Raw genomic sequence first — 25,867 nt, forward strand, 5'->3', positions numbered from 1 at the left:
GGAAAAGACACTTTTGCCACATGGTGATTGGAGTGGAGCCAGCGTCACTCCTAGGGGATTAGCATCACAACTGATACCTTGGGACGAACGCAGTGGGTGAAGTGACTCGGACGCTGGCGGAACGGAAATCTATCCCAGGCTTTGTGAAAAGGTGTATTACTGCTATTGACATGACCTTTTTTCAACAACATGAAAAGGACTCCATCATGAAAGATTGGAGTCCCTGTCGTTTATTGTATTATTTAAGACGCCATAACGTAGCGTGAGTTGTCTGGATTCGTTCGATTTTTTGTTGTAGCATGCGTTTCTTTAATTCACGCTCTGCTGCTTGCTCTGTAAATGAATAGATAAAAGCTATTTCATTTGTAGAAAGTGTATGGAATTTAGAAAATAAGTCCTCTATTGATGGTAATGGCTGACGGACAAGCTGTTCGTTCAGCATTTCTTGTAAAATATGTTCATAAACTTCATAGGAATAGCTACCGCTGACTTTTAGTCCTTCATCTTCAATACATTCATTGAAAAACACGATACTAGGGACTTCGTCAACTTCCATTTCACGTTTAATATATAAATCGCATTGGAAAGCTCGTGCTGCTTCCTTTGAGCCAAAGTCGACAGTGAATTCATTCATGTCTAGTTGAACATCCTCTGCAATTTTTAAAAGCGTTGCATAGGAGTTTACATCTTGGTGGTTTAGTAATACATATTCTTGTAGTTTCGACAAATAGCGTGCACCTGCACGTTTTCCCTGTAGTTCAGCTGCTTTAATAGCAATTGAAGGTAATACAGGGTGGTTAATATCAAGTTCGACTCCCGAGATACAACCTTTGACACGTTTACTTAAGCAATTTAAAGAAGTAAGCTCTGTGCTTAAAACAAAGCGCCACGTGAAATAGTGGTTGTATTCAAGCTGTAATTTACGAAGAGTTGCTTGCATACTGAAAGCTTCAGGGCAAAGTGGATCTACGAAAATATACAATTCAATAGGCTTGTTGGCAGTAGAAATCGTCGGCGTTGGCTCTTGCAGCAACATTTGAATATTATTCACGTAACAATTCCCCCTCATCGTCATTTGGCGTATTAACCATGTGATGAGCTGTTAATACTAAACGTTGATAATAAGTTTCACGGAACTTCCCTTCCAAACCTACCTCATCCATTGCTTCTGACATACACTCTAGCCAAGCTTGAGCACGGTCAGGTGTAATCGGAAAATTCATGTGACGTGCACGCATCATTGGATGTCCATGTTCCTCAGTAAAGAGATTTGGTCCACCTAAATACTGTGTTTGAAATTGAATTTGCTTACGGGCTGTCTCTGTTAAATCCTTTGGAAAGATTGGAATAAGATCAGGATGCTGAGCCACTCTTTTATAGAACGCGTGAATGAGTTCTGACAGTTTTTCAGCTCCCAGCTCCTCATAAGGAACAGTGTATTTTCGACTCATAGGTTATATGCTCCTTTAATTCTTCTTTATATCTTAAAGTATCATTTTATCGCATTCAGCAAGTGTTCAAACGACTGCTGAATCTAGAACACCGTCAAAAAGCGCTACGCCTGTGGCAATGAAAGTATTGCCACAGAGCCCTCCGGCAGTTGTCATAGGACGTGACTTTCTTAGGCTAACTTCTACTTTTCTGCTCGGAAAAATCTAGACACATCGTTAGCGGCAATTAAGCCGAAGCGTTATTGATATACTTGTCATCCTCAAAATGTGAATTTCTTGTGACTACCTTCATTCTATCAACGTCTTTTCGTTAACACAAACAAAGAGCTCTTTCGAATTGTTGTTCGCTAAAATAGCACAAATTTCACCACAATGGGTGAAATTTGTTGGAAAAAGTATGGATAAAAGGAAAGATGCGATTACACTGTGTAGTAATTCATCACTTTTTTGACATAATTCTGTGTTTCTTTGAAAGGAGGAATCCCTCCATATTTCGTAACGCGAGACGCGCCAGCATTGTAGGCTGCTAAAGCTAGTGTAGGGTCATTATTAAATTTATCTAGCATTTGACGCAAATATTTTGCCCCAGCCATAATGTTTTGCTCTGGATCAAAAGCGTTTGTCACGCCTAAATATTGTGCTGTTGTGGGCATTAATTGCATTAAGCCCTGCGCTCCTGCATGACTCACTACAGTTGGATTAAAATTAGATTCTTGCTTGATGACAGCCGCAATAAGCTTTTCGGGTACCTGATAAGTAGCGGCAGCTTTTTCGATAATAGCGGCATATTGATTGGCTCCTGTTAGTGAATTGGCGTACGCTGTAGAGCCTATAACATCATCTGAAACATAAGAATCAAGCTTTGTGCCAGTATAGTTGTTTGCTAAAGCTTGTTTGACAGATTCAGGGATAAACACAGCATTAGAGCCTTGATAAAGCAATGATTCGAGTGAGCTGCCTTCTGAATTATTGGCTAACATTGTCAGCTGATTGACGAAATCTGAATGATTTGCTGTTCCAGAAGCAAACAAACTAGACAATTTGGCATTGCTTGCTGTCGATGCTTCTCCTAATAATTCATTAATCATGTCAGAAAAAATAGAATTATTGTCTGTCAGATTGTTTGTTGATGCATTTTCGGTAGCTCCAAGTGTTTGCAATGCTTGAATTTCTAGTAAAGATTTTAGTGATTGAATATCCAAGGAGTCAGTCACCTTCCTTTTTATACTATTATGAATTTTGTGCTTGTAGAGCTTTCATAAAGCGGGCTATTTTTTTATCTGTAGCCTGTTTTTTAATTCCGTATTGCTGTAAAAATTCGTCGAAAATTGTATTTCCTTTTATTGCATCTTTTGCTTCATATTCTACCTCATAATCGTCGCACTGCAAATAGTAAGAATGGTCAAAAACAAGAAGCCCCTCTTTATAAGGAATTTCGACACGATCTGTAGTGAGTGAGCCAAATACTTGTAATTGTTCTAAAGGAATACTGTGGCTGGCTAATTTTTTTGCTACTTCTTGAGCAAAAAAGCCTTTACCATCAAGCATTTGCTGTGCCTGTACTGCAGTTAATTCATCTGTTGTTTCAAGATGAGCATGCTCGGTATTTTTCTCTTTGAGTGTACATTCGTAATAATCACCAATTTGTCTAATTCGCAGCCCGCTTTGCAGTTGACGAATGGCCTGTGTAGGCGTGTCAAAATAATGATTTACTTGTCGATGAATAGCATTTTGGCTAATGTGGAAGTCTTGTAACAATTGCTCGTATTGTTGTTTTGTTAATAGATTTTTAAACTCAATTTCAATTTCTTGTGTCATTTATATTCACCTATTTAATTTTTTATTTTTCATTCGTTGTTTCGCTTGATTTAGTATTTACACACTGCAACTATTTACCCTGTGTGATAAAATAAGAGGAAGAGTACAACGAAAAGGGGAACCGCAGTGCGTAAAATTTATACAATAGAAACATCGAATTTTGAACAAGATCAACTTCATTTTAGTTTAAACGACAATGAAGTAAATTTACAGTTAAAACCTGCTGGACAACTCATTGCAGATTCAGATGAGTTTGCATTTATTTATTTACTTGATGCAGGCGAAGACTATCATTACTTGCGTTTTCCACCGAGTAGTTGGGAGAATCTTGTACATATTTTACAAAAAAAGAAAGATCCAATACTACGAATAGGTGAAGAAGAGATTGAGCTAACAAATTTCTACGATGAATTGGAAATGCTCGTGTATAATATTGAAGGAAATTACAATTACGGGGCAGAATTTGTCCAAACCGTGGAACAACACTTTCAGGCAATTCTTGCTGAATAGAAAGACAAAACGAACAGACGGTGGTGTTCGATACCGAATGTCGGGAGGTTTTTACAATGGGACAATGGGAAATATTTTTAAGTCCTTATAAACAAGCAGTAGACGAGTTAAAAGTAAAATTAAAAGGCATGCGTTCGCAATTTGGTATTGTTAATGCCAATTCACCAATTGAATTTGTAACAGGACGTGTTAAGCCTTTAGCAAGTATATATGATAAAACATTAGAAAAAGGATTAGCTTTTGAGCCCTCTAAACAACTTGGTGATGAACTTGGTGATATTGCCGGCCTTCGGATTATGTGTCAATTTGTTGATGATATCGCAACGGTAACAGAGCTTATTCGTCAGCGTAAAGATATGCGTGTAGTGGAAGAACGCGATTATATTACACATAATAAGCCAAGTGGTTACCGCTCCTACCATATGATCGTGGAATATCCTGTTGAAACGATTCAAGGAAAAAAAGTAGTGTTAGCCGAAATCCAAATTCGAACACTAGCCATGAATTTCTGGGCATCTATTGAGCACTCTTTAAATTATAAATATAAGGGCATGTTCCCAGAGGAAATTAAAAATCGTTTACAAAGTGCAGCAGAGGCAGCATTTCGATTGGATGAGGAAATGTCATTGATTCGTAGTGAAATTCAAGAGGCACAGGCCTACTTTAGCGAATACAAAGAAGCATCGAATCCTAATTTACTAACAGAGAAGGAGCGTGACGCCCAATGAAATTTTCGATTCAATCACGTAGAGATGCACAATCTAACGAGCTAATGGAGCTAGCTAAAACTTATTTACAGGATTTTGGCTTAACTTATGATGAGGAAACACCAGAAATCGTTGTTTCTATTGGAGGAGACGGCACGCTTTTGCATGCCTTTCATCGATATTCTCATTTGTTAGACCAAGTAGCATTCGTTGGTATTCATACGGGGCATTTAGGGTTTTATGCGGATTGGAAGCCATCTGAATTAGAAAAATTAGTTTTATCCATTGCTAAAAAAGACTTTAATGTTGTGGAGTATCCACTTTTAGAAGTAAAAGTAGAGCATCACAATGCCGATTCGAATACGTACCTAGCGTTAAATGAAGCAACAATCAAATCGCCAGATGTAACACTTGTTATGGATGTCGAGCTGAACGGCAATCAATTTGAGCGTTTCCGTGGAGATGGTCTATGTGTATCAACGCCTTCTGGTAGTACGGCTTATAATAAAGCACTTGGTGGGGCAATTATCCATCCTACATTAGCGGCACTACAAGTCACTGAAATTGCATCCATTAATAATCGTGTTTTCAGAACAGTAGGATCACCATTAATATTACCAGCACACCATCATTGTGTGTTACGTCCGGTAAATGAACAGAACTTTAATATGACCGTCGATCACTTGCAAATTACACAAGGTGATGTCAAAGCTATTGCATTTAATGTAGCAAATGAAAAAGTACGTTTTGCCCGTTTCCGACCATTCCCATTTTGGGAGCGCGTGCATGAATCTTTCGTCGCTAATGAATAATATGGATACAAGGTTTACATTGCACTTTGTGGCTGATAAAGAGGGGCAATTATTACGAGAAGCCCTTCAGGAATGGCGTATATCCAAGAAAGCCTTAACCGCCATTAAGTTTGATGGTGGCTTGTTAACAGTCAATGGTGTCGAACGTAATGTGAGACATGTCCTTCAAGAGGGTGACTGTGTGGGAGTGACATTTCCTCCTGAGGAAAGAAGTGACGGTCTTGCTATTGAGCATGGTGATTTAACCATCGTATTTGAGGATGATGCAATCTTAGTGCTTGATAAACCAGCTCACCAGAGTACAATTCCCTCAAGAGAGCATCCAACCAAAAGCATTGCAAATTTAGTTTGTGGCTATTTTGAGCAACAAGGATTAGCTTCCACAGCCCACATAGTCACAAGGTTAGATCGAGATACATCAGGCTTACTCTGTATTGCCAAGCATGCACACATTCATCATTTAACAGGGCTTGCTCAGCGTAGTAGAAACATTTCAAGGCAATATGAGGCGATTGTGCATGGCCATGTCGAACAAAATTTTCAATCCATTGTGGCTCCTATAGGGCGTAAAGTGACGAGTATTATTGAAAGAGAAGTACGAGAAGATGGGCAATATGCACATACAGATGTAACCGTGCTAAAGCGGTTTTTACTTGATGCTGAACCAGTGACATATGTACGATTGCAATTGCATACAGGACGTACACATCAAATTCGCGTACACATGGCGTACCTTGGGCATCCACTTGTTGGGGATGACCTTTATGGTGGAAGCCGTCATTTGATTGATCGACAAGCACTACACTGTGTCTCCTTAAGTATGGAGCATCCACTGACTGGTAGGCCATTACACTTTACAAGTATGTTAAATGAAGACATGCAGAGATTATTGAAGTAGTCTTTGACTGATAGAAAGGAGATGTTCGCACAAACGGGCATCTCCTTATCATTTTTGATGTAATAACAGTGTATAGGAAGTATCTTTACACCGACTTTATAAAATTAATGTATAGTAAAATAGAAATCGTCATGATTTTACGCTTAAAATCGAATTTTATAAAAATCTGTACACCGACTCTGATGGATAACTTAAAAAAGGGTTTGCAGAAAAGGTATAATACACTCTATTATATAGAAGGTAGATTTACGGCATTGCCCGTAAAGATGATTGAAAGCTCGGAAGGAGGGGACAAGCATGATAGAGGAAAGAAATGAAAAGGATGATGTGCAATTTGATGAGGCACATCTACGAGGAATGCTCGAAGCACATAATATTGATGCATTCCGTGATGAGTTTTTAGAACTTCATCCATATGATCAGGCAACGTTTTACGAAAAGGTGGAACCTGATATAAGGAAGATCATCTATTCGTTCTTGTCTCCGACAGAAATGGCTGATATTTTTCAGGCAATCGATATCGAAGATGATGAATATAAAGCGTACCTAGCTGAAATGGATCCTTCATATGGGGCAGAAATGCTTTCGCATATGTATGCTGATGATGCGGCAGATGTCTTAAATGAGCTGGATTTGGCACAGCGTGAAAGCTATTTGGAAATGATGGATGAGGAAACGGCTGAAGAAATTAATGAGCTATTAAGCTACGATGAATATACAGCCGGTTCTATTATGACAACTGAATACGTTGCTATACCAGAAAATTCAACAGTGCGTTCAGCAATGGCCATTTTGCGTAAAGAAGCACCAGATGCAGAGACTGTTTATTATATTTTCGTGGTGGATGAAGAACACCGTTTGACAGGTGTTATATCACTACGAGATTTAATCATTGCTGACGAGGATACACGTATTCGATCCATTATGAATGAACGTGTTGTGATGGTACATGCAAATGATGACCAAGAGGAAGTCGCACAAATTATGAAGGACTATAATTTTTTAGCGACACCTGTTATTGATGATAAAGGGGAACTGCTCGGTATTATCACGGTCGATGATATTATTGATGTTATTGATGAAGAGGCTTCTGAGGATTACTCAAAATTAGCCGGTATTTCGGATATGGATAAGTTTGATGTAACACCTTTCCAAGCAGCTAAAAAACGTTTACCTTGGTTAGTGGTACTACTGTTTTTAGGTATGCTGACAGCCAATTTAATGGGGCAATTTGAAGATACTTTAGATAAGGTAGCCTTACTAGCTGTCTTTATTCCACTTATTTCAGGAACATCAGGGAATAGTGGAACACAAGCATTAGCCGTGGCGATCAGAGGTATTGCAACAGGAGACGTGGAAGAACATAGTAAATTCAAGTTACTACTACGTGAAGCAGGTACAGGCTTAATGTCAGGCGTTGTTTGTGGATTAATCGTTATTGGCATTGTTTATTTCTGGAAACATGAACTTGTTTTAGGAATGTTAGTAGGAGCAGCACTTTGTGGTTCTATTTTAGTCGCGACATTAGCGGGTTCCTTTATTCCGTTGTTAATGCATCGACTAAAAATAGACCCTGCTGTGGCATCAGGACCTTTTATTACAACTTTAAATGATATAACAAGTATTTTAATTTACTTAGGATTAGCGACAGTTTTTTTAAGTCAAATAGGCTAAGAACCAATTTACTTACTTTCGCATATTGTATGGAAAAAAGGGAAGTGAGTAAAGTGGATCGAGAGCCACGCTTGTTTATAAAATCACCATCATATTTTTTAAATATTTCTAAGGCGTTACATGAACTTGATTTGGATGAAAGTACATCCGTATATGTAAGGGACAACATTTTCGATGAGCAAACAGTTGATGGGAAAGAAGATATCGTAGAAGATGTACAAATAGATCCGTACTTACTAAAACAACTTCAATTTTTAGAAAAGCCATTTCGTCAGAGGGCCTATCAGCCATTATTAGTTTGCTTAAAAGATGGTAGAAAATTAACTGGAACTGCCTCAGAAGTACAGAGTGATTCTTTAATGCTAACGTCATTAGAATTAAAAACACAGGAAATCATTCATTTTGAAGAGATACAACAAATACTGTGGCGTGGAAGAAAATTGCCAACATTATAAAAAAAGTGTACAGCAGAGGATGCTGTACACTTTTTTTTATGTGTGTGTGTCAAAGGTGAAAGAAATTAATCACAAATCCCTAAGTCAACATCAGCGATACATTGTACAGCGCAGAAACAAGATAAATCTACAGTAATACAGCTATCTGTTGAGTTCCAGTCATCTACTTTACAGATTTTCTTCATGTTTACGCAACAGCCGTCACGACTTAATAAGTCTACTGTACTTTCACTAGAGTCAAATGTACATAATGGCTCTAAAACACGTAAAGTTGCACAGCACTCATCAAACATATCTTCTACACGGAAGAATACGGATGTACAAATACAAGGATCTGCTGTTGGAGAGTTAAAGAATGCTTTGAAAGGAGTACCATCTTTTGTAATTAACATGAATACACGTGTATCTGCTTGAGAGCGTGCAGGACTAACAATTCCGCCTAGTGGTTCTAAGAAACAGTTCGCTGTACATGGAGAACACTCATCTCGCACCGCTTGATTTTGAATATCTAAAATAGCGCGAACTACGTCACAAACGCAGCCTGCTGAATGGATTGGTCCAATAGGATTTGTTGGCTTACCACAACCCATATTGTCACCTCCTTTCCTTGTTACTACTTCTACAATATGTACTTTTGAAAAATGGACTCGGGCTTTCGTATATATCTTCGAATGAATAGTTTTTTTATGTGTGGAGAAACTGTAAAGAAAAGGAGGGGAAAACATTTGAGGCTACTAGGAATGACATTACCTCTCTTAGTCGTTTTATCGCTGTTAAATGGTTGTGCTGAAAAAGAAAAATTTATTGTCTATGGGTCGCCACAAAATGAAAGTGAAGTCGAAGCCCTTATAAAAGAAGAAGACTATGTTGAACGATCAACGGTTATCCAATATGACGATAGTATGCTTGTTGCAGTACAAATCAAACCATGGGAAAAGTGGAAAAAGACTAAGCTAGAGAAAAAATTGCAAAAGAAATTTGATGAGAAATATCCAAACAAAGATGTATTTGTCTCAGCTGATTATAAAATTTTTTATGAAGCCAATAAAATAAAAAAGGATCAGATTGAAGATAATAAATTGAGCGATAAAATTACAAAACTAAAAGAGCTTGCAAAGGAGCAGACATAAATGGAAAAAGAACAATACCAACAGTTAGAGCAATATGTTACACCAAAGCCCCCTTATTTAAAGAATATAGCTAAGGCATTCTTTGTTGGTGGACTGATTTGTGCAATTGGTCAAGCTGTGTCCCTTTTTTATATTATTTTCTTCAATTTTACGGAAGCAACAGCAGGAAATCCAACTGTTGCCACAATGGTATTCTTTGCCATGATTTTAACGGGCTTGGGCCTTTATAAAAAAATTGGTCAATTTGCTGGAGCAGGCTCAGCAGTTCCAGTAACAGGCTTTGGTAATGCCGTTATTTCTGCGGCTATCGAACATCGGTCAGAAGGGTTGGTACTGGGCGTCGGTGGCAATTTATTTAAATTGGCAGGGTCAGTTGTATTATTTGGAGTAGTATCTGCATTTTTCGTTGCTCTCATTAAATATATCCTTGTGACGATAGGAGTGGTTTCATGGTAATCGTTTTTCAATCGAAACCATCTCTTTTAGCTGGTGGAGTAGTAGCTGGCCCATTGGAGAATCGCAGTATTTTTAGTCAGTATTTTGACTCGGTCTATGATGATGAACGATGGCAGATGAAAACAAATGAACAGGGGCATCGCAAAATGATCGAAGAGGCCTGTGAATTTGCTATGAAAAAATTGGGCATACAAAACGGAGATATTGATTATTTAATGGGTGGGGATTTGGTTAATCAAATGACACCGACCAATTTTGCAGCTAGAGATTTAGAAATCCCCTTTATTGGATTATTTTCGGCTTGTGCAACATCTGTATCCTCTGCCATTATTGCATGCCTATTAACAGAGTTAGGTGTGGCTAATTTTTCATTAGCTGGTGCCTCAAGTCAGCATAATTCCATTGAACGTCAATTTCGTTATCCCATCAATTATGGTGCTCAAAAACCTCAAACTGCACAATGGACTGTGACAGCTGCAGGCTATGCCCTTATTGGAAAGCATCGTGAGGAGTATCCTTCTATAGAAGCAGCAACGATAGGCAAGTCAGTTGACTATGGCATGGATGATCCTTTCCATATGGGTGCAGCGATGGCACCAGCCGCCTTTCAAACGATTCAATCTCACCTACAGCAAAGAAACCAAAAAATTTATCATTATGATTTAATTTTAACGGGTGATTTAGGTCAGCTTGGATTAAAGCTGTTGAAAGGAATGCTTGTGGAAAATGGTGTGAAGAATGAAGAGCTAACGTTATTACGTGATGCAGGTGCCGAATTTTATGGACAGGATGAAGCATTCCAATCTGGTGCAAGTGGAGCAGGCTGTTCGGCGGCTGTTTTTTTTAGTTATGTTATTCAACAAATGCGCGCAGGGAGTTATAAACGAGTATTACTTGTGGCAACAGGGGCATTATTATCGCCGCTATCCTATCAACAAGGCGAGACGATTCCATGTACGGCACATGCGATAGAAATTACAATGAAATGAGGCAAAAACCATGGTTATGACATTTGTATTTGCATTTATTATTGGAGGCATTATTTGCGTCATAGGCCAATTATTAATGGATGTTGGCAATTTAACACCGGGACACACACTAAGTACGTTGGTTGTCCTCGGTGCCGTATTGGATGGTATGGGTTTATATGAGCCACTAATCAATTTTGCTGGAGCAGGAGCTACAGTACCCATTACATCCTTCGGGAATTCATTAACTCATGGGGCATTGGCGGAAGCAGAAAAGCATGGACTTGTTGGCGTATTAACAGGCATGTTCGAAGTAACAAGCTCAGGGATCAGTGCTGCTATCGTATTTGGCTTTATCGGTGCATTAATTTTTAAACCAAAAGGAAATATTGACTAGACGAATACCCCTCCCATTTTTACAACCGAAACATATTATAGGTTGTAGAAGGGAGGGGTGCTTTTATGGGATATCAAGGCTGGTCCTCACAACCTTATGGAAATAATGTTGGTGGGTGGAACAATAGCTATTGCGGAGGTTACTCTGGAGGCGGCAACAACTATGGCTATGGTTCTACGTTTGTTCTAATTGTTGTCCTATTCATTCTATTAATTATTGTTGGCGCTACTTACATCTAATTTGATGAACATAAAGGCTTTAGCTTCTATTTAGGACTATCTAAATAAGGTTAAGGCCTCCACCATTTGCGAAATGTTTCGTGCAAGACGCAAGGTCAATTTGAGTTTTAATGATAGGAGGGAAAACATGCATCGCTCGTTTTTTAATTCGATTGAGCAAAAAACAGGTGTATCGATGGATGAAATCTTCGCATTAGCCAATGCCATTCAACATGCGGATTTTACCAGTGAAAAACAAGTAAGAAAAATTGTAAGACGTGTAGCTAAAATTTCTAACAGATCGATTACGCAAGAGTTGGAAGATAAACTTGTACAATCTATTATTCAAGATGGCGCATCACTAGATTTAGATAAAATCACTAGAATGATGAAGTAGCGTATGGCATATCTACTTGGCAATGTAGCTTGTTACGATGGAGTAGATAAATGGTGGCAAGCGAATTCGTGTCTATTTAAAAAGGGTGTTACGACAATGCGCAATGCATATCGTAACACCCTTTGATTACATTTTTTTCTCCATAGCACGATGTGGAATACCTGCATCCATAAACTCAGGAGAGGTAACTGTAAATCCAAGCTTTTCGTAGAAGGGAATGGCATAGCTTTGTGCATGCAATTTTAATATTTCCTTGTTGATAGAAATGGCATGCTTCTCCATTTCCTTCATCATTAAAGCTCCTAATTTTTTACCACGCTGAGATTGTAAAATACAAACACGTTCAATTTTAGCTGTTGTGCCGTCAATACTACGTAAACGTGCTGCTCCTACTGGTTCAACGCTATCATACATAATGAAATGTGTTGCAGTGGCATCCTCAGCATCACATTCTAGATGAAGCGGAACACCCTGCTCTTCAACAAATACCTTTTGCCGAATAGCAAAGGCATCATCGTGTTCTTGCTTTGTTTCAACAATTTTCACCTGATACAAGAATCACTCAGCTCCAGACAAACGGAATGTTTCATATGTTGTCCATGAGCCATCTTCTAATTGATATAAAAGATGGATGCGATCAATTGTATCCTTTTCATCAACGCCAGTCATGCGTAATTGTCCAAAGATATCGTCATGCTCAGAAGCTGACATTTTTTGAGCGATTGTAATATGAGGAACAAATACATGTTTCATTTCCCCATGAGGGATGTTGTCTTGAAGTTCATGTTGGAATGCTACTAATTGTTCAGTTGGTTCAATGCGGAAGTAAATCGCATTTGTTGTAGGGAAAAACGAACTTATGCGAGATGCATGAATGTTTAAAGGTGCATATTTAGCAGCAAGTTCATCCAATTGCTTGACGATGGTTTGAATTTCTTCTTCAGATGCATCGAAGCTGTCCTTTAACGTCATATGCGGTGTAATCTTTGCATAATGAGGATCATAACGTTTGCGATAAGTGTTTGCTAAATCTTGCAATTTTTTTGATGGAAATGCCACAATACCGTACTTCATAGTCCATTACCTCCCGAAAATAAACAATTTTTCTATTTAAGTATAACAGAAATTTCAATTTTCGTAATTTGAATCACCCAATATTAATTGAAATTTTCAATTAAAGCACGTCGAAGGTCTGGTTTCCAATATTTCCATGTATGATTGCCTTCGAACTCGTCATAAAATGTAGTGAACCCTTTACTAATCATGAGCTCATGTAATTGACGGTTAGGTGTTAAAAAGTCTTTGATGGTTTTATCCATTGTCACTACCTGATCTTCGTCCTTACCTACTATATGGTAGATAGAAATCGCGCCAGGATCTTTAAATTTTTCAACAGCCTGTAAGACATCCTCATCAACATATGGTGATTGTAAAATGACTTTGCCAAAGATGCTTGGGTACTTTAGGGCAGCCATTAAGGAAGCAGTGGCAGCCATAGAGTCTCCAATGACGCCACGACTCATACCCATTTGGTAAGTGGCATATTCATTGTCTAAATAGGGTACTAGCTCATGAGCTAAAAAGCGTAGATAGGCTTCGTGTTGCTCACCGCTTGGAATATATTTATGACGTCGATCTTTAATATCTTTGTAAGGAACAAATGCTATAATTAAATTTTCGATTTCATAGTCATCAATCAGTTCATCAGCTAGCTTTGTAATGCCGCCGAGTTGGAAATAATCTTTACCGTCTGATGCGATTAAAATATTGTATTTATAAAGTGGAGAATAATTTGCAGGAACATAAATATAGAGCTGTAATTCTTCCTGTAATGCTTCACTATAAAATGTTAAATCCTGTACTGTTCCCTTATCCAATGATGACACTCCTTCTTGTGTTTGTAACAAAATTGTACCATATTACGAAAGTAAAGGTATAATAGGTTGGGCTAGCTTTATACTAGCAATAAAAATCGAAATGAGGGTTAATTATGCATAATAAAAGTATTCGTGTGCACTCTGACGAAGTAGCAAAGGCAGCTCAAGCCGCGTTAATTCGTAGAGGTGTAGCGATAGAGGATATCGCAAAAATTGTTTACGAAATGCAAAAAACCTATAATGAAGGTTTAACACTGGAGCATTGTGTTCATTCTGTTGAACGTGTTTTACGTAAGCGAGAAGTACAGCATGCTTTATTAGTAGGAATTGAATTAGATGAACTAGCAGAGAAAAAATTATTATCTTCACCACTGCAACAAATTATCGAATCGGATGAGGGGTTATTTGGTGTAGACGAAACAATCGCACTAGGATCTGTTTTTACATATGGCAGTATCGCCGTTACCACTTTTGGTCATTTAGACAAGCAAAAAATAGGGATTATTAAAAAACTCGATACAGAACCTGGACATCATGTCAACACATTCTTAGATGATTTAGTTGGCAGTATAGCAGCTTCAGCGGCTTCACGTATTGCACACCGCATGCGTGATCTAGAAGAGGAAGGCGAAACATTTGCTGATATCGAGCCTGAAGAGCTAGGACCAAAACCAAAATCACATAATGAAATATAAAATGAGTTTCTACTATTAAAAATGAGCCTTCTCAATTTTGAGAAGGCTTTCATGTTGTTGAAAAAAGATCATGTCAAAGGCAGAAAAAGCAAATTTGCAAGGTAAGAGGTTGATTTCCGTTCCGCCAGCGCCCTTTCCAAGGGGCGTCCGATGAGCCGCTTCACTCACTTACGCTCGCTCCACTCCAATCAACCATTCTGCAAAGTGTCTTTACTTTTTTTCATAGTAATATAGCGATTAAATAGCCCATTATTTTTAGAGGGAATAAGCTCTTATTTTCAATGTGGGGAAGTGATGTGTGACAACACCTCTCCATAAAGAGTAGTGAAGACCTTCGCCTTATTTGAAAACCTTTGCTAAAAAGGTAATACTTTTGTAGGTTGGAGTGGAGGCTACTTGACTCCCGTGGGATAACGAGACAGGCGAGCCTCTAAACGGAGCGATAGCGGAGGAAGCGGCTCGGGGCGCTCGCCCACAGGAAAGCAAGTAGCCTGCAACGGAAATCCATTTCTACCTTCCAATTGACTGTTTTGTTTTTCAACACTAAGTGAGCCTTCTCAAATTTTGAGAAGGCTCAAATTAGTATTACTTATTATCGTTATATGCTTTTACAAATTCTTTTACTTTCTCGCTATCTGCCTCCAGTTTTAAACCAGTATCGATTAATGGAGATACTGTGGATACAGCTGGTTTTTTATTGCCTTGGTAATAGCTAATGAATTCGTCTTGGTTAATGGAGTATAGGATTGCTTTACGTAAATCTGCTGAATCAGAAACTGCACGTCCAGACGTATTCATTTGTAAGTAAGACACAGCATTACTATCTGCCGTATTTAATGTTAATTTAGCGTCTGATTTCACAATATCCAACTTCGTTTCTGGAACTGTTTGAAGAACATGTATTTCACCATTACGTAATGCAGATAGTGCACTATCAACATCAGAGATAAATCGAACATTAATTTTGGCGATTTTTGGTTCATATTCGCTACCTGCACGGTAAGCAGGGTTTTTCACGAATTGTGCTTCATAATCATTTTTCTTCACTAAAATGTAAGGACCACTTGCATATAGCTGATTGTTAAATGTTGCTGAACCTTCCGTTATAGTAGCTTGATCACCATAGGCAATGTCTTTATCAGGATCATAGCTAGCCACGTCATACGTATTAATGCTTGTTACTTGTTTTTCAGAAACGATACCACCAGATTGGTGTGCTAAATAATTTAATACTTGTGGGAATGGAGTTGGCGTTGTAATTTTAACAACTTGGTATGCACCTGCTGCATTATGAACAGCACCTTTTTCCTTTGTTAATTGTGCTATTGAAGCAGGTAGGTTTTGTGATAATGCATCTAACACTGATTGCTCAGAGCCTGCTACTTTTTTGCTTTGTAATTCAGCTAAATCAGAAACGATTTCCACTGTTTCTATATTTTCATGAATGCTATAAGTACGATGATCTGGTACTGAATTAGCATCTTTTGCACGATTTAATGAGAAGACAACATCTTCAGCTGACACTAATTCACCTGTATCAACTGCTGCACCATCTTTCACAGCTGCAAAGTGGATATCATCACGTAAAATGAAGTAATATTCTTGATTACCTTCAGCCATTACATGGTTATAAGATAATGAACCATCTGAAACAACTTCATCTGTATCTGTTAAGTTAACAAGACGAACGTACATATTCGTGTTTAATGTATTGATGGAACCATCATTCCCTTTGATTGGGTCAAGTGAAGTAAGGGAGTTGATTGTTTGGTGTAAGATTAAAGGTTCTGTTGCATTTTTAGCCGCATCATTAAATTCAATTTTTTCCCAAACCTGTGCACGAGATTTTGGTAAAAGGACCGTTTTAGGATTTACTAATTCAGAGTAGATCCCTTGATATTTATTGGAAATATATAAAGGCGCAATATAAGCTTGATCGAATACTAGTAATTGCTCTAAATCTTTATATTTAGCTGCTGCTTCTTCACCAGTCAATGTGCTTGCTTCATCGATTAGTGCATCTAATTTTGAATCTGCAACAACACTGTAGTCACCGCCTGTTTTAAATAGACCACGTACAGCATAGTCAGGGTTCCCAGTTACTGTCGTCCAGCTTGAAAGAGCAAGATCATAGTTACCCGCTTCTTTTTGAGCAGAGAATGAACCGTAATCTGGTTGAATATTTAGTTTTACATCAAAACCATTTTTCACCAATTGGTCGCGTACAATATTCATATCTTCTTCAGCAGACGCCATTCCTAATACTTCAATGGCCACTTTGCCATTGCTCTTGTTATTATCTTTTGAATCTTTACTGCCTTCTACGTCAGTTTTTGTTTGTACACAGCCAGCTAAAGCTAGTACTGCAACGAATAAAAATACAAGTAATTTCTTCATAGTTACCTCCAATTAATTTGTTTTTGGATCTAAAGCATCTCGTAAACCATCTCCTAAGAAGTTAAAGGAGAGGACAAGAAGCATAATACAAAGACCTGGGAAAATCGCGACATATGAATGTGTCTCCAGGTACGTACTACCAACTTTTAAAATATTGCCCCATTCGGGAATATGTGGCTCAATACCAAGCCCTAAAAAACTTAAACTACTTGTTGAAATAACAGCTCCCCCAATCGTTAAGGTTGCTTTCACAATCATTGGTGCTAATGAATTGGGAACAATATGCTTGAAAATAATAGCAGCATCAGATGCACCTAAAGCTCTAGCTGATTCCACAAATTCAAAATTAGCAAGCTGCATAACATTAGCCCGCATTGTACGAGCATAGGTTGGAATTGCCCCAACACTCAGCGCAATAATGAGGTTCACTGTATTAGCACCAAAGGCAGCGATAATAGCAATAGCTAACAAAATGCCAGGGATAGCATATAAAACATCAAGGCTTCGCATGATGATATTATCAGTGGATTTTCCATAATAGCCTGACAAAGCGCCTAATGTTCCTCCCACAACTGCTGGAATAATCGTTGAGAAAAATCCGACGATTAACGATATTTGTGCACCAAATACAATGCGAGAAAATAAATCTCGTCCGTAATTATCTGTGCCTAGCGGATAGTCCAATGATGGTGTTTGCAGTAACGCACCATAGTTATTTTCTGTAGCAAAATCATAGTCAAAAGTCCAAGAGCTTGTGACGGACAATGAGAACATGAAAATAATGAAGAATAAGCCGAATACAGCCATCGTATTACGTAAAATCTTTTCCCATATTTTTTGCCACTTTTCTATAGAAGACGGATTTGCCTTTCGAGCCTTTTGAATCAGGCTATAGCCTAGTAATGTCGCAAATAGATTACCAGTGAAAGTTGCAAATAGTAATAAAACGCCGGGAATAATCATCCATTTAGGTGCCTCAGTAGCTGTCACATATTTCGTACATAAAATGGCCATCACGATATAAAATAGCGCTAGTACTAAGAAAACACCCATCGCCAGTAAAAAGGTATCCGTTACATATGGTTTAAATATATTCAATGCTGCAATACCAATGATGAATAATTGTGTAATAAAGGCATAGGCTGCAAAAGTATATTCTGCAGATTTTCTTTTCGACACAAGCATAAATGCAAAGGATGTTGAAAAAATATTGCCTGACAATATAGTGATTAACAATGGATAGCCCAGCACTCGAGTGTTTTTTTGAATGTCACCGTGTTTTGCTAAGTCCTTTTTAATTCGTAAATTGATGAAAGCAACATATGCCGTGGTAATAGCATAAATAACAAAAAAGAGTATAATAACTGGTCGCCAGCTATTGGTAGAAAAATTATAGCTATAGGCTAGAAACAAGAAAGAAAACAATAAGGAAAAGACAAAAGTGAAATGAGAATTGACATATTCCTGTGTAATCTTCAAGAGTAGTTTGACATGTAAGATGTTTTTCACAGGTGATCCTCCTTTAAGACTTCTTCATTTTCGAGCGAATGCGTGGATCAAAAAAGGCATACATGATATCAATCAATAAATTGACAATTGAAATAGTAATGGCAATATAAACAACGCCTCCAAGAATGGCCGGAATATCAGGGATAAATTGTTTATCGACGATATAGCTACCAATCCCACTAATGTTGAATACCTTTTCTGTTACAGATGCGCCTCCCAACATACCCCCAAAAAGAAGTCCAATCACCGTAATAATTGGAATCATGGCATTACGAATGGCATGTTTTGAAATGACTTTAAATTCATTTAAGCCTTTTGCTTTTGCTGTAATAATGTAATCCTCATGAATCACCTCAAGCATACTCGACCTTGTCATCCTAGCGATGGATGCTGTAATGGATGTTCCCAAGACGATAATGGGCATGATGAGCGATAACCAATTGTGAGGATTATAGGTCGCTGGAAACCATTGAAGCTTTAAAGCAAACGTTAAAATAAAAATTAAACCTTGCCAAAAGCTTGGGATGGATAAACCGATTAAAGCAATGAACATAAATGTATAATCCAAATATGAATTTGGACGAACAGCTGAAATAATACCGACTGGAATAGCAATGGCGATAGCCATTAACAATGACAATACGGCTATTTCAAGTGTGACAGGAAATTTTGTCGCAATGCTGTGGGTAATATCTTCTTTACCTGCAAAGGATGTTCCTAAATCAAATGTAAATAGGCCAGATAGTGCGTTCCAAAGCTGCGATAAATAAGGCTGATCTAAACCGTGAATACGATTAAAATTCGCAATCTGCTCGGGTGTTGCTTCAACTCCGAGTAGGTTTCTTGCTGGGTCAAATGGTGATAAATACAAAATAGTAAACACCAATGTAGCTACACCAACAATGACAATGAAGCTTTGTAAAAGACGTTCAATAATAAATTGTAGGAACGGATTCGCAAATAAGATAAGTACTACATAAAATAAAACAGCTGGTAGAAAGGTAAGAGCGACAAAGCGTTTGTTTGTTAGTAGCTGATTAAAAAACTGGTTATACGTTAGTTGTTGTATGCCCTCTTTTTGTAAATCTTGATCCACTTGCTGTTGTAGTTTATTTTGAGCTAATTGCTTGGCTGTTGTTTGAATTTGTGACTGTAATACAGTCTCTTTAAAAAAGGTAGCTTTTGCTATTTCTTGTTGTTCAAAGTCCTTTTGCCAGTGAGCAACCAAAGCCTTCTCTAGGTAGTACTGACTACGTAATGCAAAAGCCTGATCATAATTGTTTGAATGTTTTCTTTTCCGATAGATAAAGTATGTAAAGGGATGAACTAAAATACTTAAGAAAAAAAGAATCAAATGGTAAGGCTTTTGATGCATTAGTTTTTGATAAACCGTAGAAAAGAAAATAAATTCCTTAGGTTTTAAATGATTTTTTGAAGTAACCATGCATTTCCTCCAAACGTAAATAAAATATTCAGCATCATATTGTATAATTCCTATCAGTATTGTAAAGTATGGATTATACTTGTAAGTAAGTCAATCACAAATTTTAAAAAGGATGGGTCGAATGAATGAAAAGCTTTTAGAAATCAATAATCTTCGCGTGTCCTTTATCACAGGGGAGACAGAATTCGAAGCTGTTAAGGACGTTAGCTTCCATCTAAATAAAGGTGAAACACTCGGAATTGTAGGAGAGTCTGGAAGTGGAAAAAGTGTAACGGCTCGTTCCATTATGCGTTTATTACCATCGCCGCCTTCATTTCTGAAATCTGGCACTATTGTGTTTAAAGGCCAAGAACTCACGGAATTAAGTGAAAAACAAATGGAAGGGATTCGTGGACAAGATATTAGTATGATCTTTCAGGATCCGATGACATCAACAAACCCTACCATTCGAATAGGAGATCAAGTGGCTGAAAGTTTAATCAAGCATCAGGCCATGTCAAAAACAGAGGCCTACCAACAAACAATTGAATTATTAAAACTGGTTGGTATTCAAGATGCTGAAGAAAGATATCGACAATACCCTCACGAATTCTCAGGTGGTATGCGCCAACGTGTGATGATTGCCATGGCACTTGCTTGTAACCCGTCCCTGCTTATTGCGGATGAGCCAACAACAGCACTTGATGTAACGATTCAAGCGCAAATACTGAAATTGATGCGTGATATGCAGAAGAAAATGGGGACGTCTATTGTTTTAATTACACATGACTTAGGCGTAGTTGCAGGTATGTGTGATCGTATCATCGTCATGAAAGAAGGAGAAATTGTTGAACAGGGCACAACGGAAGAGATTTTTGCGAATGCTCAGCATCCGTATACCCAAAAATTATTGAATGCGCTACCAAAGTTGCATGAGAAAAAGCAGCCAAAAGAAATAGCCAATATTCAGTCAGGTATCGATCGTCATAAGCCATTGATTGAGGTGACACATCTGTCGAAGGAATTTTCACTAGGTCGTGGTCAAACGCTAAAAGCAGTCAATGATTTATCCTTCCATATATATCCTGGTGAAACATTGGGGTTGGTTGGTGAATCAGGCTCAGGAAAATCTACTACAGGTCGAACGATTCTTCAGCTTCATCAGCCTACAAATGGAGAGGTTTTATATCAAGGCATACCCGTAACAAGACTAACGAAAAAGCAGTTAAAGGCAATGCGTCGTCATATGCAAATAATTTTCCAAGATCCTTATTCATCGTTAAATCCTCGAAAAAAAATCTTAGATATTATTGGAGAAGCTCTTGATATTCATGGTCTAGTGAAGACACATGAAGAGAGACGACTACGAGTAGAGGAATTGCTTGAGCTTGTTGGTTTAAGGAAAGAACATGCTATGCGTTATCCTCATGAATTTTCAGGGGGGCAACGTCAGCGAATTGGGATTGCTAGAGCATTAGCAGTCGAGCCAAACTTTATTGTTTGTGATGAACCTTTATCAGCACTGGATGTTTCTATTCAAAAGCAGATTGTAGATTTATTAAAGGAATTACAGCAAAAACTTGGTTTAACATATTTATTTATTGCCCATGATCTGTCAATGGTGAAACATATTAGTGATCGTGTTGCGGTCATGTATGGTGGGAAAATTGTTGAATTGGCAGAAAGTGAAGAACTATATACTAATCCACAGCATCCTTATACCCGTGCATTATTACGCTCAATACCTATTCCAGATCCTGCAATAGAGAAGAAGAAATATAATGATGCCGAATATATCGAAGATAAAAAAGTACGCTATGAAGTAGAAAATAGTCAGCTAGTAGAGGTTTCTCCTAACCATTGGGTAGCTGTGACAATGTGATAGCTTGAATGTAGTAGCTTGATATTTTACAATAGAAACATCGTGCAACTTTTTGTTTTCCTAATGATGAGTTGCACAACTTATACCAAGCGTAGGTATAAGCAAAGATGATTAGTTGTGAGGGGCCTACTACATGAAAATGCAAGATATAAAAACATTAATAACAAGTGGTACGATTATTCTGGCTGTAGCATTGTACATGATATTTGGCAGATCACCTGCCGAAGATCAAGATACTAAAACGGTGACAGATCAGCAAGGTACTATTTCAATTGAACAAGTGGAAGAAAAAACAGGAAATAAACGCTTTGAGCTAGACTATATTAAAGCATATGATGGAGATACGATTCAGGCGACAATTAATGGTGAGAAACGAAAAATTCGTCTGTTAATGGTGGATACACCTGAAATGAATTACAACAAAGGCGATGCCCAGCCATATGCTGAACAAGCAAAAGATTACACGATTAATTTATTGGAAAAGGCTAAAAAAATTGAAGCAATCTATGATGTTGGACCAGAAACAGACAATTATGATCGCCTTCTAGCCTATGTTTTTGTAGATGATGTATTATTGCAGGAATCTTTATTAAAGGAAGGTCTTGCAGTTGTACGTTATATTCATAAGCCAAACAACACATTTGAAGATGCATTTAGAGCTATTCAACAAAAAACACAGGATGCAAAATTAAATATTTGGTCACATGATGACTACTTCCAAAATGATGGTTTCCACCCTGAAGTAGTTCAATAAACTAAAAATCCCTTTACTATACGCCTTTTAAAGGGCAATTTCAAAAAAGCTACTGTCTGTATTCTACAGGCAGTAGCTTATGTTGTTGAAAAAAGGTAATGTCAACGGCATAATAAGCAATTTTTTAAGGCGAGGGGTTGATTTCCGCTCCGCCAGCGTCCTTTCCAGGGGGCGTCCGATGAGCCGCTTCACTCACTGCGTTTCGCTCCAGGGTCTCATCTGTGACGCTATGAGCTGCACCCAAAATATTGGACTTAAAAATCTACTATAGGGGGTGCAGGTAGTGATTTCTGATGAACAAAAATTAGCCGCAGTTCTAGCTTACTTTGAAGAAAAAGAAAGTACGTATCAGATTGCCAATCGATTACAGAGGGATCGACAGTACATTCGATTATGGATTGAATTATATCGCTATCATGGCATCGAAGGAATTATTCGTCCTCAAGGGTTCACGAATTACGAAGATTCTTTTAAAATAAAAGTAATTCAACACCTGATAGAGACGGGCGATTCGCTCCTTCAGACTGCTGCGAAGTTTAATATTCCTTCCCGTGAAACCGTTCGGAGATGGAAAAAACAATGGATGTCAACGGCTGGTGAGGTGCTCTATCAAGTAGAAAAGGAGCGCCAATCAATGCCAAAAAAACAACCACCTTCGTCCGATTTAAATGGAAAAACAACGGATGAGTTAAAAGCCGAAATTGAGTATTTACGGATGGAAAATGCCTATTTAAAAAAGTTGAAAGCCTTAGTTCAAGAAAAGGATGCCTTCAAATCCAAGAAAAAGTAAGAGCTGTCTATGAGCTAAGGTTGGATTTTCCTCTTCAAGCTCTATTAAAAGTCGCGAAACTTAAGAAAAGTACGTATTATTATCATCTCCAAAAATGGGTAAAACCAGATAAATATCAGGCGATCAAAGAACGAATTCAGACGCTTTTTCATTACCATAAGGGGCGTTATGGCTATCGTCGTATTTGTTTAGCCCTCCGAAATGAAGGGTTTTTCATCAACCATAAAACGGTCCAACGATTGATGCAAGAATTGGGCTTAAAAGGGACGGTACGCCCTAAAAAATACCGTTCGTATAAAGGGACAGTCGGCTATGTCGCAGAGAATGTCATCCAACGTGATTTTGAAGCCACTGCACCCAATCAGAAATGGGTAACCGATGTAACGGAGTTTAAAATAAACGGTCAAAAAATCTATATATCCGCTGTATTAGATTTATTCAATCGAGAAATCGTTGGGTATGAGGTATCAAAATCACCTAATTTTGAGTTAGTTCAACAGTCTTTTAAGAAGGCGTTTACGTATACAAAGTTATCGAAAAAGAGTGGCTTAATCGTCCATTCTGATCAAGGATGGTTATATCAAATACCACGTTTTAAAGCGTTATTGGCAACACATGAAATCAAGCAAAGCATGTCACGGAAAGGAAATTGTTTAGATAATGCCGTGATAGAAAGCTTTTTTGGCATTATGAAATCAGAATTTCTATACGCAACAACGTTTAAGAACTACGAAGCATTCAAAAAAGCGTTAGTAGACTATATCCACTACTACAATCATGAACGGATAAAAATAAAACTCAACGGAAAAAGTCCAGTTGAGTTTCGAAGAGTTTCTTAAAAGTTCAAATTTTTGGGGTCAGTTCACTAAATCCCCTAGGAGTGACGCTGGCTCCACTCCAATCAACCATTCTGCAAAAGTGTCTTTTCCTGAACAAAATAGCCCATTATTTATATTATAAGAGAGGATAGCCTCTTACTTTCAATGTGGAGAAGTGATGTGTGACAACACCCCACCATAAAAGAGTAGTGAATACCTTCACTTTTTTGCTAAAAAGGGAACATTTTTATTTTATGGATTGGAGTGGAAGGCTACTTGACTCCCGTGGGAATAGCGAGATAGGCGAGCCCCTGCACGGAGGAAGCGGCTCGCCGCTCGCCCACAGGAAAGCAAGTAGCCTGCAACGGAAATCCTTTTTCACCTTTCACATAAATTCTATGGATGGTTTTGTTTTTCAACACTATGAGCTACTGTCTGTATTCTACAGGCAGTAGCTTTTTTAATCTAATTCTCTTAAAATCACCAAACCTAATTTTAGCATAATAAGATGTTGGGGTTTTCGTTAGTAGATGTATCCCAAAACAACTAGTTGGATTTGGTCGCTTTCCTTACTCAAAGGGAAGATTAACTAAAGAAGATGAGATGATTATTTCTAAATATATCGATTTCTTAGACTTAACTGATTTAGAGAATAGATATTTAGATGAACTTTCTGGTGGTCAAAGACAAAGGACATATGTAGCGATGGTTTTGTGTCAAGAAACTGAATATGTACTATTGGACGAGCCATTGAACAACCTTGATGTTGCTCGTTCTGTTCAAATCGTTTGCAGTAGCAACTGTCTGTTTTCCGTTCTAGCTTTTAAAATAATTTGTGTTAGTCTGCACACACTATACTACAATAAAGGGATACAGTTTCAGCAACAATTGTTGATGGTCTTCCAATAATATCGAGCAATAGAAACAATGATGAGCCTAGTAACCTTATTTATATTCATTGGAGCAACAATAGTTTATAAAAGTAATTGAGGGTAGATCGTTACTGATTGAACTTTGCTAATAAATATAGTATTTGTTAGCATGAAAAAAGAAGTTAAACAAATTATAAGATTATTGTTGACAAGTTAAATGAAAATGATTATCATTATCATATAAAGAATATTCCTTGACTACAATACAGTGTAGAAAGGATGAACTTTAGCTACTTTTCTCCAGAAGTTTGCTAGTTCATGATTACGCTCCTGAAACCCCCCTCATTTTTTGGGAACGTGAAAATCTCAGACGACTCACCTATTATAGGTGAGTCGTTTTTTTATGTTTTGAGCATAAAAAACAGTCTGTGATAGTAACTCAACAAGCTGTCTCTCATTATTTTTATATAAAAGATACTGCAAAATTAATACTTCAAGCACTAATAAAATATATGAACTAGGTGGTCTACTGAGCCCATATAGTTTTAATTTTCAGGTACTATTTGATATTAGTCAAAATTGGATTATTAAAAACCAAAATATAGAGAGCATCGTTTACATATAGATGATTCATTTCGAAATTTGTTTATTTTTAGAAAAATATTTTAAGAAAATAGAGTAGTAGATTGAGCTATTGAAGAAGTGATATATTTTCTGAATTTTCGGATAGTTCAACTCATATACGTTTTATTTAATTTATACTAGCGAACAAAACCTAGGGTATTGACATATTAAGTGTTAGAATTATATATTTATTCCAGTTGAATTTTTGGAATATTCATTACATTTTTTACTTTAACTTGTACCTACAACGTGTTGACGTGTAGTGGTGTTGTTATGAATAGTTTAATTTGATTTGTAAACGTTTACGAAATACAGGGGAGCAAGGATAAGAGGGG

28 protein-coding genes and 1 pseudogene are annotated in these 25,867 nt (G+C 37.6%); 18 read left to right on the forward strand and 11 right to left on the reverse strand.

From position 1 onward, the window contains the following. Positions 1–238 precede the first annotated feature (238 nt). The 4 genes from MHI04_RS03495 to MHI04_RS03510 all read right to left on the reverse strand — a co-directional run bounded on the left by MHI04_RS03495 (position 239) and on the right by MHI04_RS03510 (position 3,269). Entirely contained in the window at positions 239–1,051 is an 813-nt protein-coding gene (locus tag MHI04_RS03495; protein WP_036126658.1) for a DsbA family protein, read from the reverse strand. Then, positions 1,044–1,451, reverse strand: coding sequence for a hemoglobin (locus tag MHI04_RS03500; RefSeq protein WP_004227447.1), 408 nt, complete (start codon positions 1,449–1,451; stop codon positions 1,044–1,046). Before MHI04_RS03500 ends, MHI04_RS03495 begins: the two co-directional genes overlap by 8 nt. A 419-nt stretch (positions 1,452–1,870) precedes the next feature. Then, the gene (locus tag MHI04_RS03505) at positions 1,871–2,653 is read right to left on the reverse strand and encodes a lytic transglycosylase domain-containing protein (RefSeq protein WP_036126656.1); all 783 of its coding nucleotides are present in this window, start codon (positions 2,651–2,653) and stop codon (positions 1,871–1,873) included. Positions 2,654–2,681: 28 nt separating this feature from the next. Beyond that, complete coding sequence (locus MHI04_RS03510) at positions 2,682–3,269, reverse strand: CYTH domain-containing protein (RefSeq protein ID WP_036126653.1); 588 nt, start codon at positions 3,267–3,269, stop codon at positions 2,682–2,684. A 126-nt stretch (positions 3,270–3,395) separates the two neighbouring features. On the opposite strand from MHI04_RS03510, the gene MHI04_RS03515 reads away from it, so the two are divergent. From MHI04_RS03515 to MHI04_RS03540, 6 genes are all read left to right on the forward strand, one after another. After that, positions 3,396–3,779, forward strand: a complete 384-nt coding sequence (locus MHI04_RS03515) for a hypothetical protein (RefSeq protein WP_036126652.1) — start codon at positions 3,396–3,398, stop codon at positions 3,777–3,779. 56 nt (positions 3,780–3,835) lie between these two features. Beyond that, positions 3,836–4,507, forward strand: a complete 672-nt coding sequence (locus MHI04_RS03520) for a GTP pyrophosphokinase family protein (RefSeq protein WP_036126650.1) — start codon at positions 3,836–3,838, stop codon at positions 4,505–4,507. Then, complete coding sequence (locus MHI04_RS03525) at positions 4,504–5,298, forward strand: NAD kinase (protein WP_036126648.1); 795 nt, start codon at positions 4,504–4,506, stop codon at positions 5,296–5,298. The genes MHI04_RS03520 and MHI04_RS03525 overlap by 4 nt, the downstream gene beginning before the upstream one ends. A 1-nt stretch (position 5,299) precedes the next feature. Further along, the gene (locus MHI04_RS03530; protein WP_058844601.1) at positions 5,300–6,196 is read left to right on the forward strand and encodes an RluA family pseudouridine synthase; all 897 of its coding nucleotides are present in this window, start codon (positions 5,300–5,302) and stop codon (positions 6,194–6,196) included. Positions 6,197–6,493: 297 nt separating this feature from the next. Beyond that, the gene (gene mgtE, locus MHI04_RS03535) at positions 6,494–7,870 is read left to right on the forward strand and encodes a magnesium transporter (protein WP_036126643.1); all 1,377 of its coding nucleotides are present in this window, start codon (positions 6,494–6,496) and stop codon (positions 7,868–7,870) included. 53 nt (positions 7,871–7,923) lie between these two features. Further along, on the forward strand, positions 7,924–8,325 hold the full coding sequence (locus MHI04_RS03540; protein ID WP_230593938.1) for a hypothetical protein: 402 nt from the start codon (positions 7,924–7,926) through the stop codon (positions 8,323–8,325). A 65-nt stretch (positions 8,326–8,390) separates the two neighbouring features. Here the strand turns inward: MHI04_RS03540 and MHI04_RS03545 are convergent, their stop codons facing one another. Next, on the reverse strand, positions 8,391–8,915 hold the full coding sequence (locus MHI04_RS03545) for a CotY/CotZ family spore coat protein (RefSeq protein WP_008174263.1): 525 nt from the start codon (positions 8,913–8,915) through the stop codon (positions 8,391–8,393). 135 nt (positions 8,916–9,050) lie between these two features. Between MHI04_RS03545 and MHI04_RS03550 the strand changes: the two genes are divergently transcribed. From MHI04_RS03550 to MHI04_RS03575, 6 genes are all read left to right on the forward strand, one after another. Next, positions 9,051–9,455: a YhcN/YlaJ family sporulation lipoprotein gene (locus MHI04_RS03550; RefSeq protein ID WP_230593937.1), complete on the forward strand. Its 405-nt coding sequence runs from the start codon at positions 9,051–9,053 to the stop codon at positions 9,453–9,455. After that, complete coding sequence (gene spoVAC / locus MHI04_RS03555; protein WP_036126638.1) at positions 9,456–9,911, forward strand: stage V sporulation protein AC; 456 nt, start codon at positions 9,456–9,458, stop codon at positions 9,909–9,911. After that, positions 9,905–10,900, forward strand: coding sequence for a stage V sporulation protein AD (locus MHI04_RS03560; protein WP_036126636.1), 996 nt, complete (start codon positions 9,905–9,907; stop codon positions 10,898–10,900). Before spoVAC ends, MHI04_RS03560 begins: the two co-directional genes overlap by 7 nt. Before the next feature lie 16 nt (positions 10,901–10,916). Beyond that, positions 10,917–11,276 carry a stage V sporulation protein AE gene (gene spoVAE / locus MHI04_RS03565; protein WP_170829916.1) on the forward strand — a complete coding sequence of 120 codons (360 nt, stop codon included), beginning with the start codon at positions 10,917–10,919 and terminating at the stop codon, positions 11,274–11,276. Positions 11,277–11,341: 65 nt separating this feature from the next. Continuing rightward, positions 11,342–11,515, forward strand: coding sequence for a YjcZ family sporulation protein (locus tag MHI04_RS03570; RefSeq protein WP_080717135.1), 174 nt, complete (start codon positions 11,342–11,344; stop codon positions 11,513–11,515). Positions 11,516–11,642: 127 nt separating this feature from the next. After that, positions 11,643–11,891: a stage VI sporulation protein F gene (locus MHI04_RS03575; RefSeq protein ID WP_036126630.1), complete on the forward strand. Its 249-nt coding sequence runs from the start codon at positions 11,643–11,645 to the stop codon at positions 11,889–11,891. A gap of 126 nt (positions 11,892–12,017) precedes the next feature. Here MHI04_RS03575 and MHI04_RS03580 read toward each other — a convergent pair whose 3' ends face one another. The 3 genes from MHI04_RS03580 to MHI04_RS03590 form a co-directional block, all read right to left on the reverse strand. After that, positions 12,018–12,446 (reverse strand): GNAT family N-acetyltransferase, encoded by a 429-nt coding sequence (locus MHI04_RS03580; protein ID WP_342535344.1) that lies wholly within the window; start codon positions 12,444–12,446, stop codon positions 12,018–12,020. A 3-nt stretch (positions 12,447–12,449) separates the two neighbouring features. Then, positions 12,450–12,965 carry a YjcG family protein gene (locus MHI04_RS03585; RefSeq protein ID WP_036126625.1) on the reverse strand — a complete coding sequence of 172 codons (516 nt, stop codon included), beginning with the start codon at positions 12,963–12,965 and terminating at the stop codon, positions 12,450–12,452. 83 nt (positions 12,966–13,048) lie between these two features. Then, positions 13,049–13,768, reverse strand: a complete 720-nt coding sequence (locus MHI04_RS03590; protein WP_101966425.1) for an alpha/beta hydrolase-fold protein — start codon at positions 13,766–13,768, stop codon at positions 13,049–13,051. Between the two features lie 113 nt (positions 13,769–13,881). Here MHI04_RS03590 and MHI04_RS03595 point away from each other — a divergent pair, with 113 nt between their 5' ends. Continuing rightward, positions 13,882–14,463: a phosphatidylglycerophosphatase A gene (locus MHI04_RS03595; RefSeq protein ID WP_036126573.1), complete on the forward strand. Its 582-nt coding sequence runs from the start codon at positions 13,882–13,884 to the stop codon at positions 14,461–14,463. A gap of 585 nt (positions 14,464–15,048) precedes the next feature. On the opposite strand, the gene MHI04_RS03600 is transcribed toward MHI04_RS03595, so the two are convergent. The 3 genes from MHI04_RS03600 to MHI04_RS03610 are packed head-to-tail and all read right to left on the reverse strand — an operon-like array spanning position 15,049 to position 19,813. Further along, complete coding sequence (locus MHI04_RS03600; RefSeq protein WP_036126570.1) at positions 15,049–16,860, reverse strand: ABC transporter substrate-binding protein; 1,812 nt, start codon at positions 16,858–16,860, stop codon at positions 15,049–15,051. A gap of 12 nt (positions 16,861–16,872) precedes the next feature. After that, a complete protein-coding gene (locus MHI04_RS03605) occupies positions 16,873–18,369 on the reverse strand; it encodes an ABC transporter permease (RefSeq protein ID WP_058843229.1) in 1,497 nt (498 codons plus the stop codon). 13 nt (positions 18,370–18,382) lie between these two features. Then, positions 18,383–19,813, reverse strand: a complete 1,431-nt coding sequence (locus MHI04_RS03610; protein ID WP_342535345.1) for an ABC transporter permease — start codon at positions 19,811–19,813, stop codon at positions 18,383–18,385. 121 nt (positions 19,814–19,934) lie between these two features. On the opposite strand from MHI04_RS03610, the gene MHI04_RS03615 reads away from it, so the two are divergent. From MHI04_RS03615 to MHI04_RS03635, 5 genes and pseudogenes are all read left to right on the forward strand, one after another. Further along, entirely contained in the window at positions 19,935–21,674 is a 1,740-nt protein-coding gene (locus MHI04_RS03615) for an ABC transporter ATP-binding protein (protein WP_342504101.1), read from the forward strand. Positions 21,675–21,807: 133 nt separating this feature from the next. Then, a complete protein-coding gene (locus MHI04_RS03620) occupies positions 21,808–22,428 on the forward strand; it encodes a thermonuclease family protein (RefSeq protein ID WP_340809962.1) in 621 nt (206 codons plus the stop codon). Between the two features lie 283 nt (positions 22,429–22,711). Continuing rightward, the gene (locus tag MHI04_RS03625; RefSeq protein ID WP_180957783.1) at positions 22,712–23,218 is read left to right on the forward strand and encodes a helix-turn-helix domain-containing protein; all 507 of its coding nucleotides are present in this window, start codon (positions 22,712–22,714) and stop codon (positions 23,216–23,218) included. Then, positions 23,203–24,057: an IS3 family transposase gene (locus MHI04_RS03630; RefSeq protein ID WP_145991300.1), complete on the forward strand. Its 855-nt coding sequence runs from the start codon at positions 23,203–23,205 to the stop codon at positions 24,055–24,057. Before MHI04_RS03625 ends, MHI04_RS03630 begins: the two co-directional genes overlap by 16 nt. A gap of 519 nt (positions 24,058–24,576) precedes the next feature. Beyond that, positions 24,577–24,825, forward strand: a pseudogene (locus tag MHI04_RS03635) (ATP-binding cassette domain-containing protein); the annotation flags it as partial. Positions 24,826–25,867: the final 1,042 nt, after the last annotated feature.

The sequence above is a fragment of the Lysinibacillus sp. FSL K6-1151 genome (assembly GCF_038630755.1).
Classification (GTDB): domain Bacteria; phylum Bacillota; class Bacilli; order Bacillales_A; family Planococcaceae; genus Lysinibacillus; species Lysinibacillus fusiformis_D.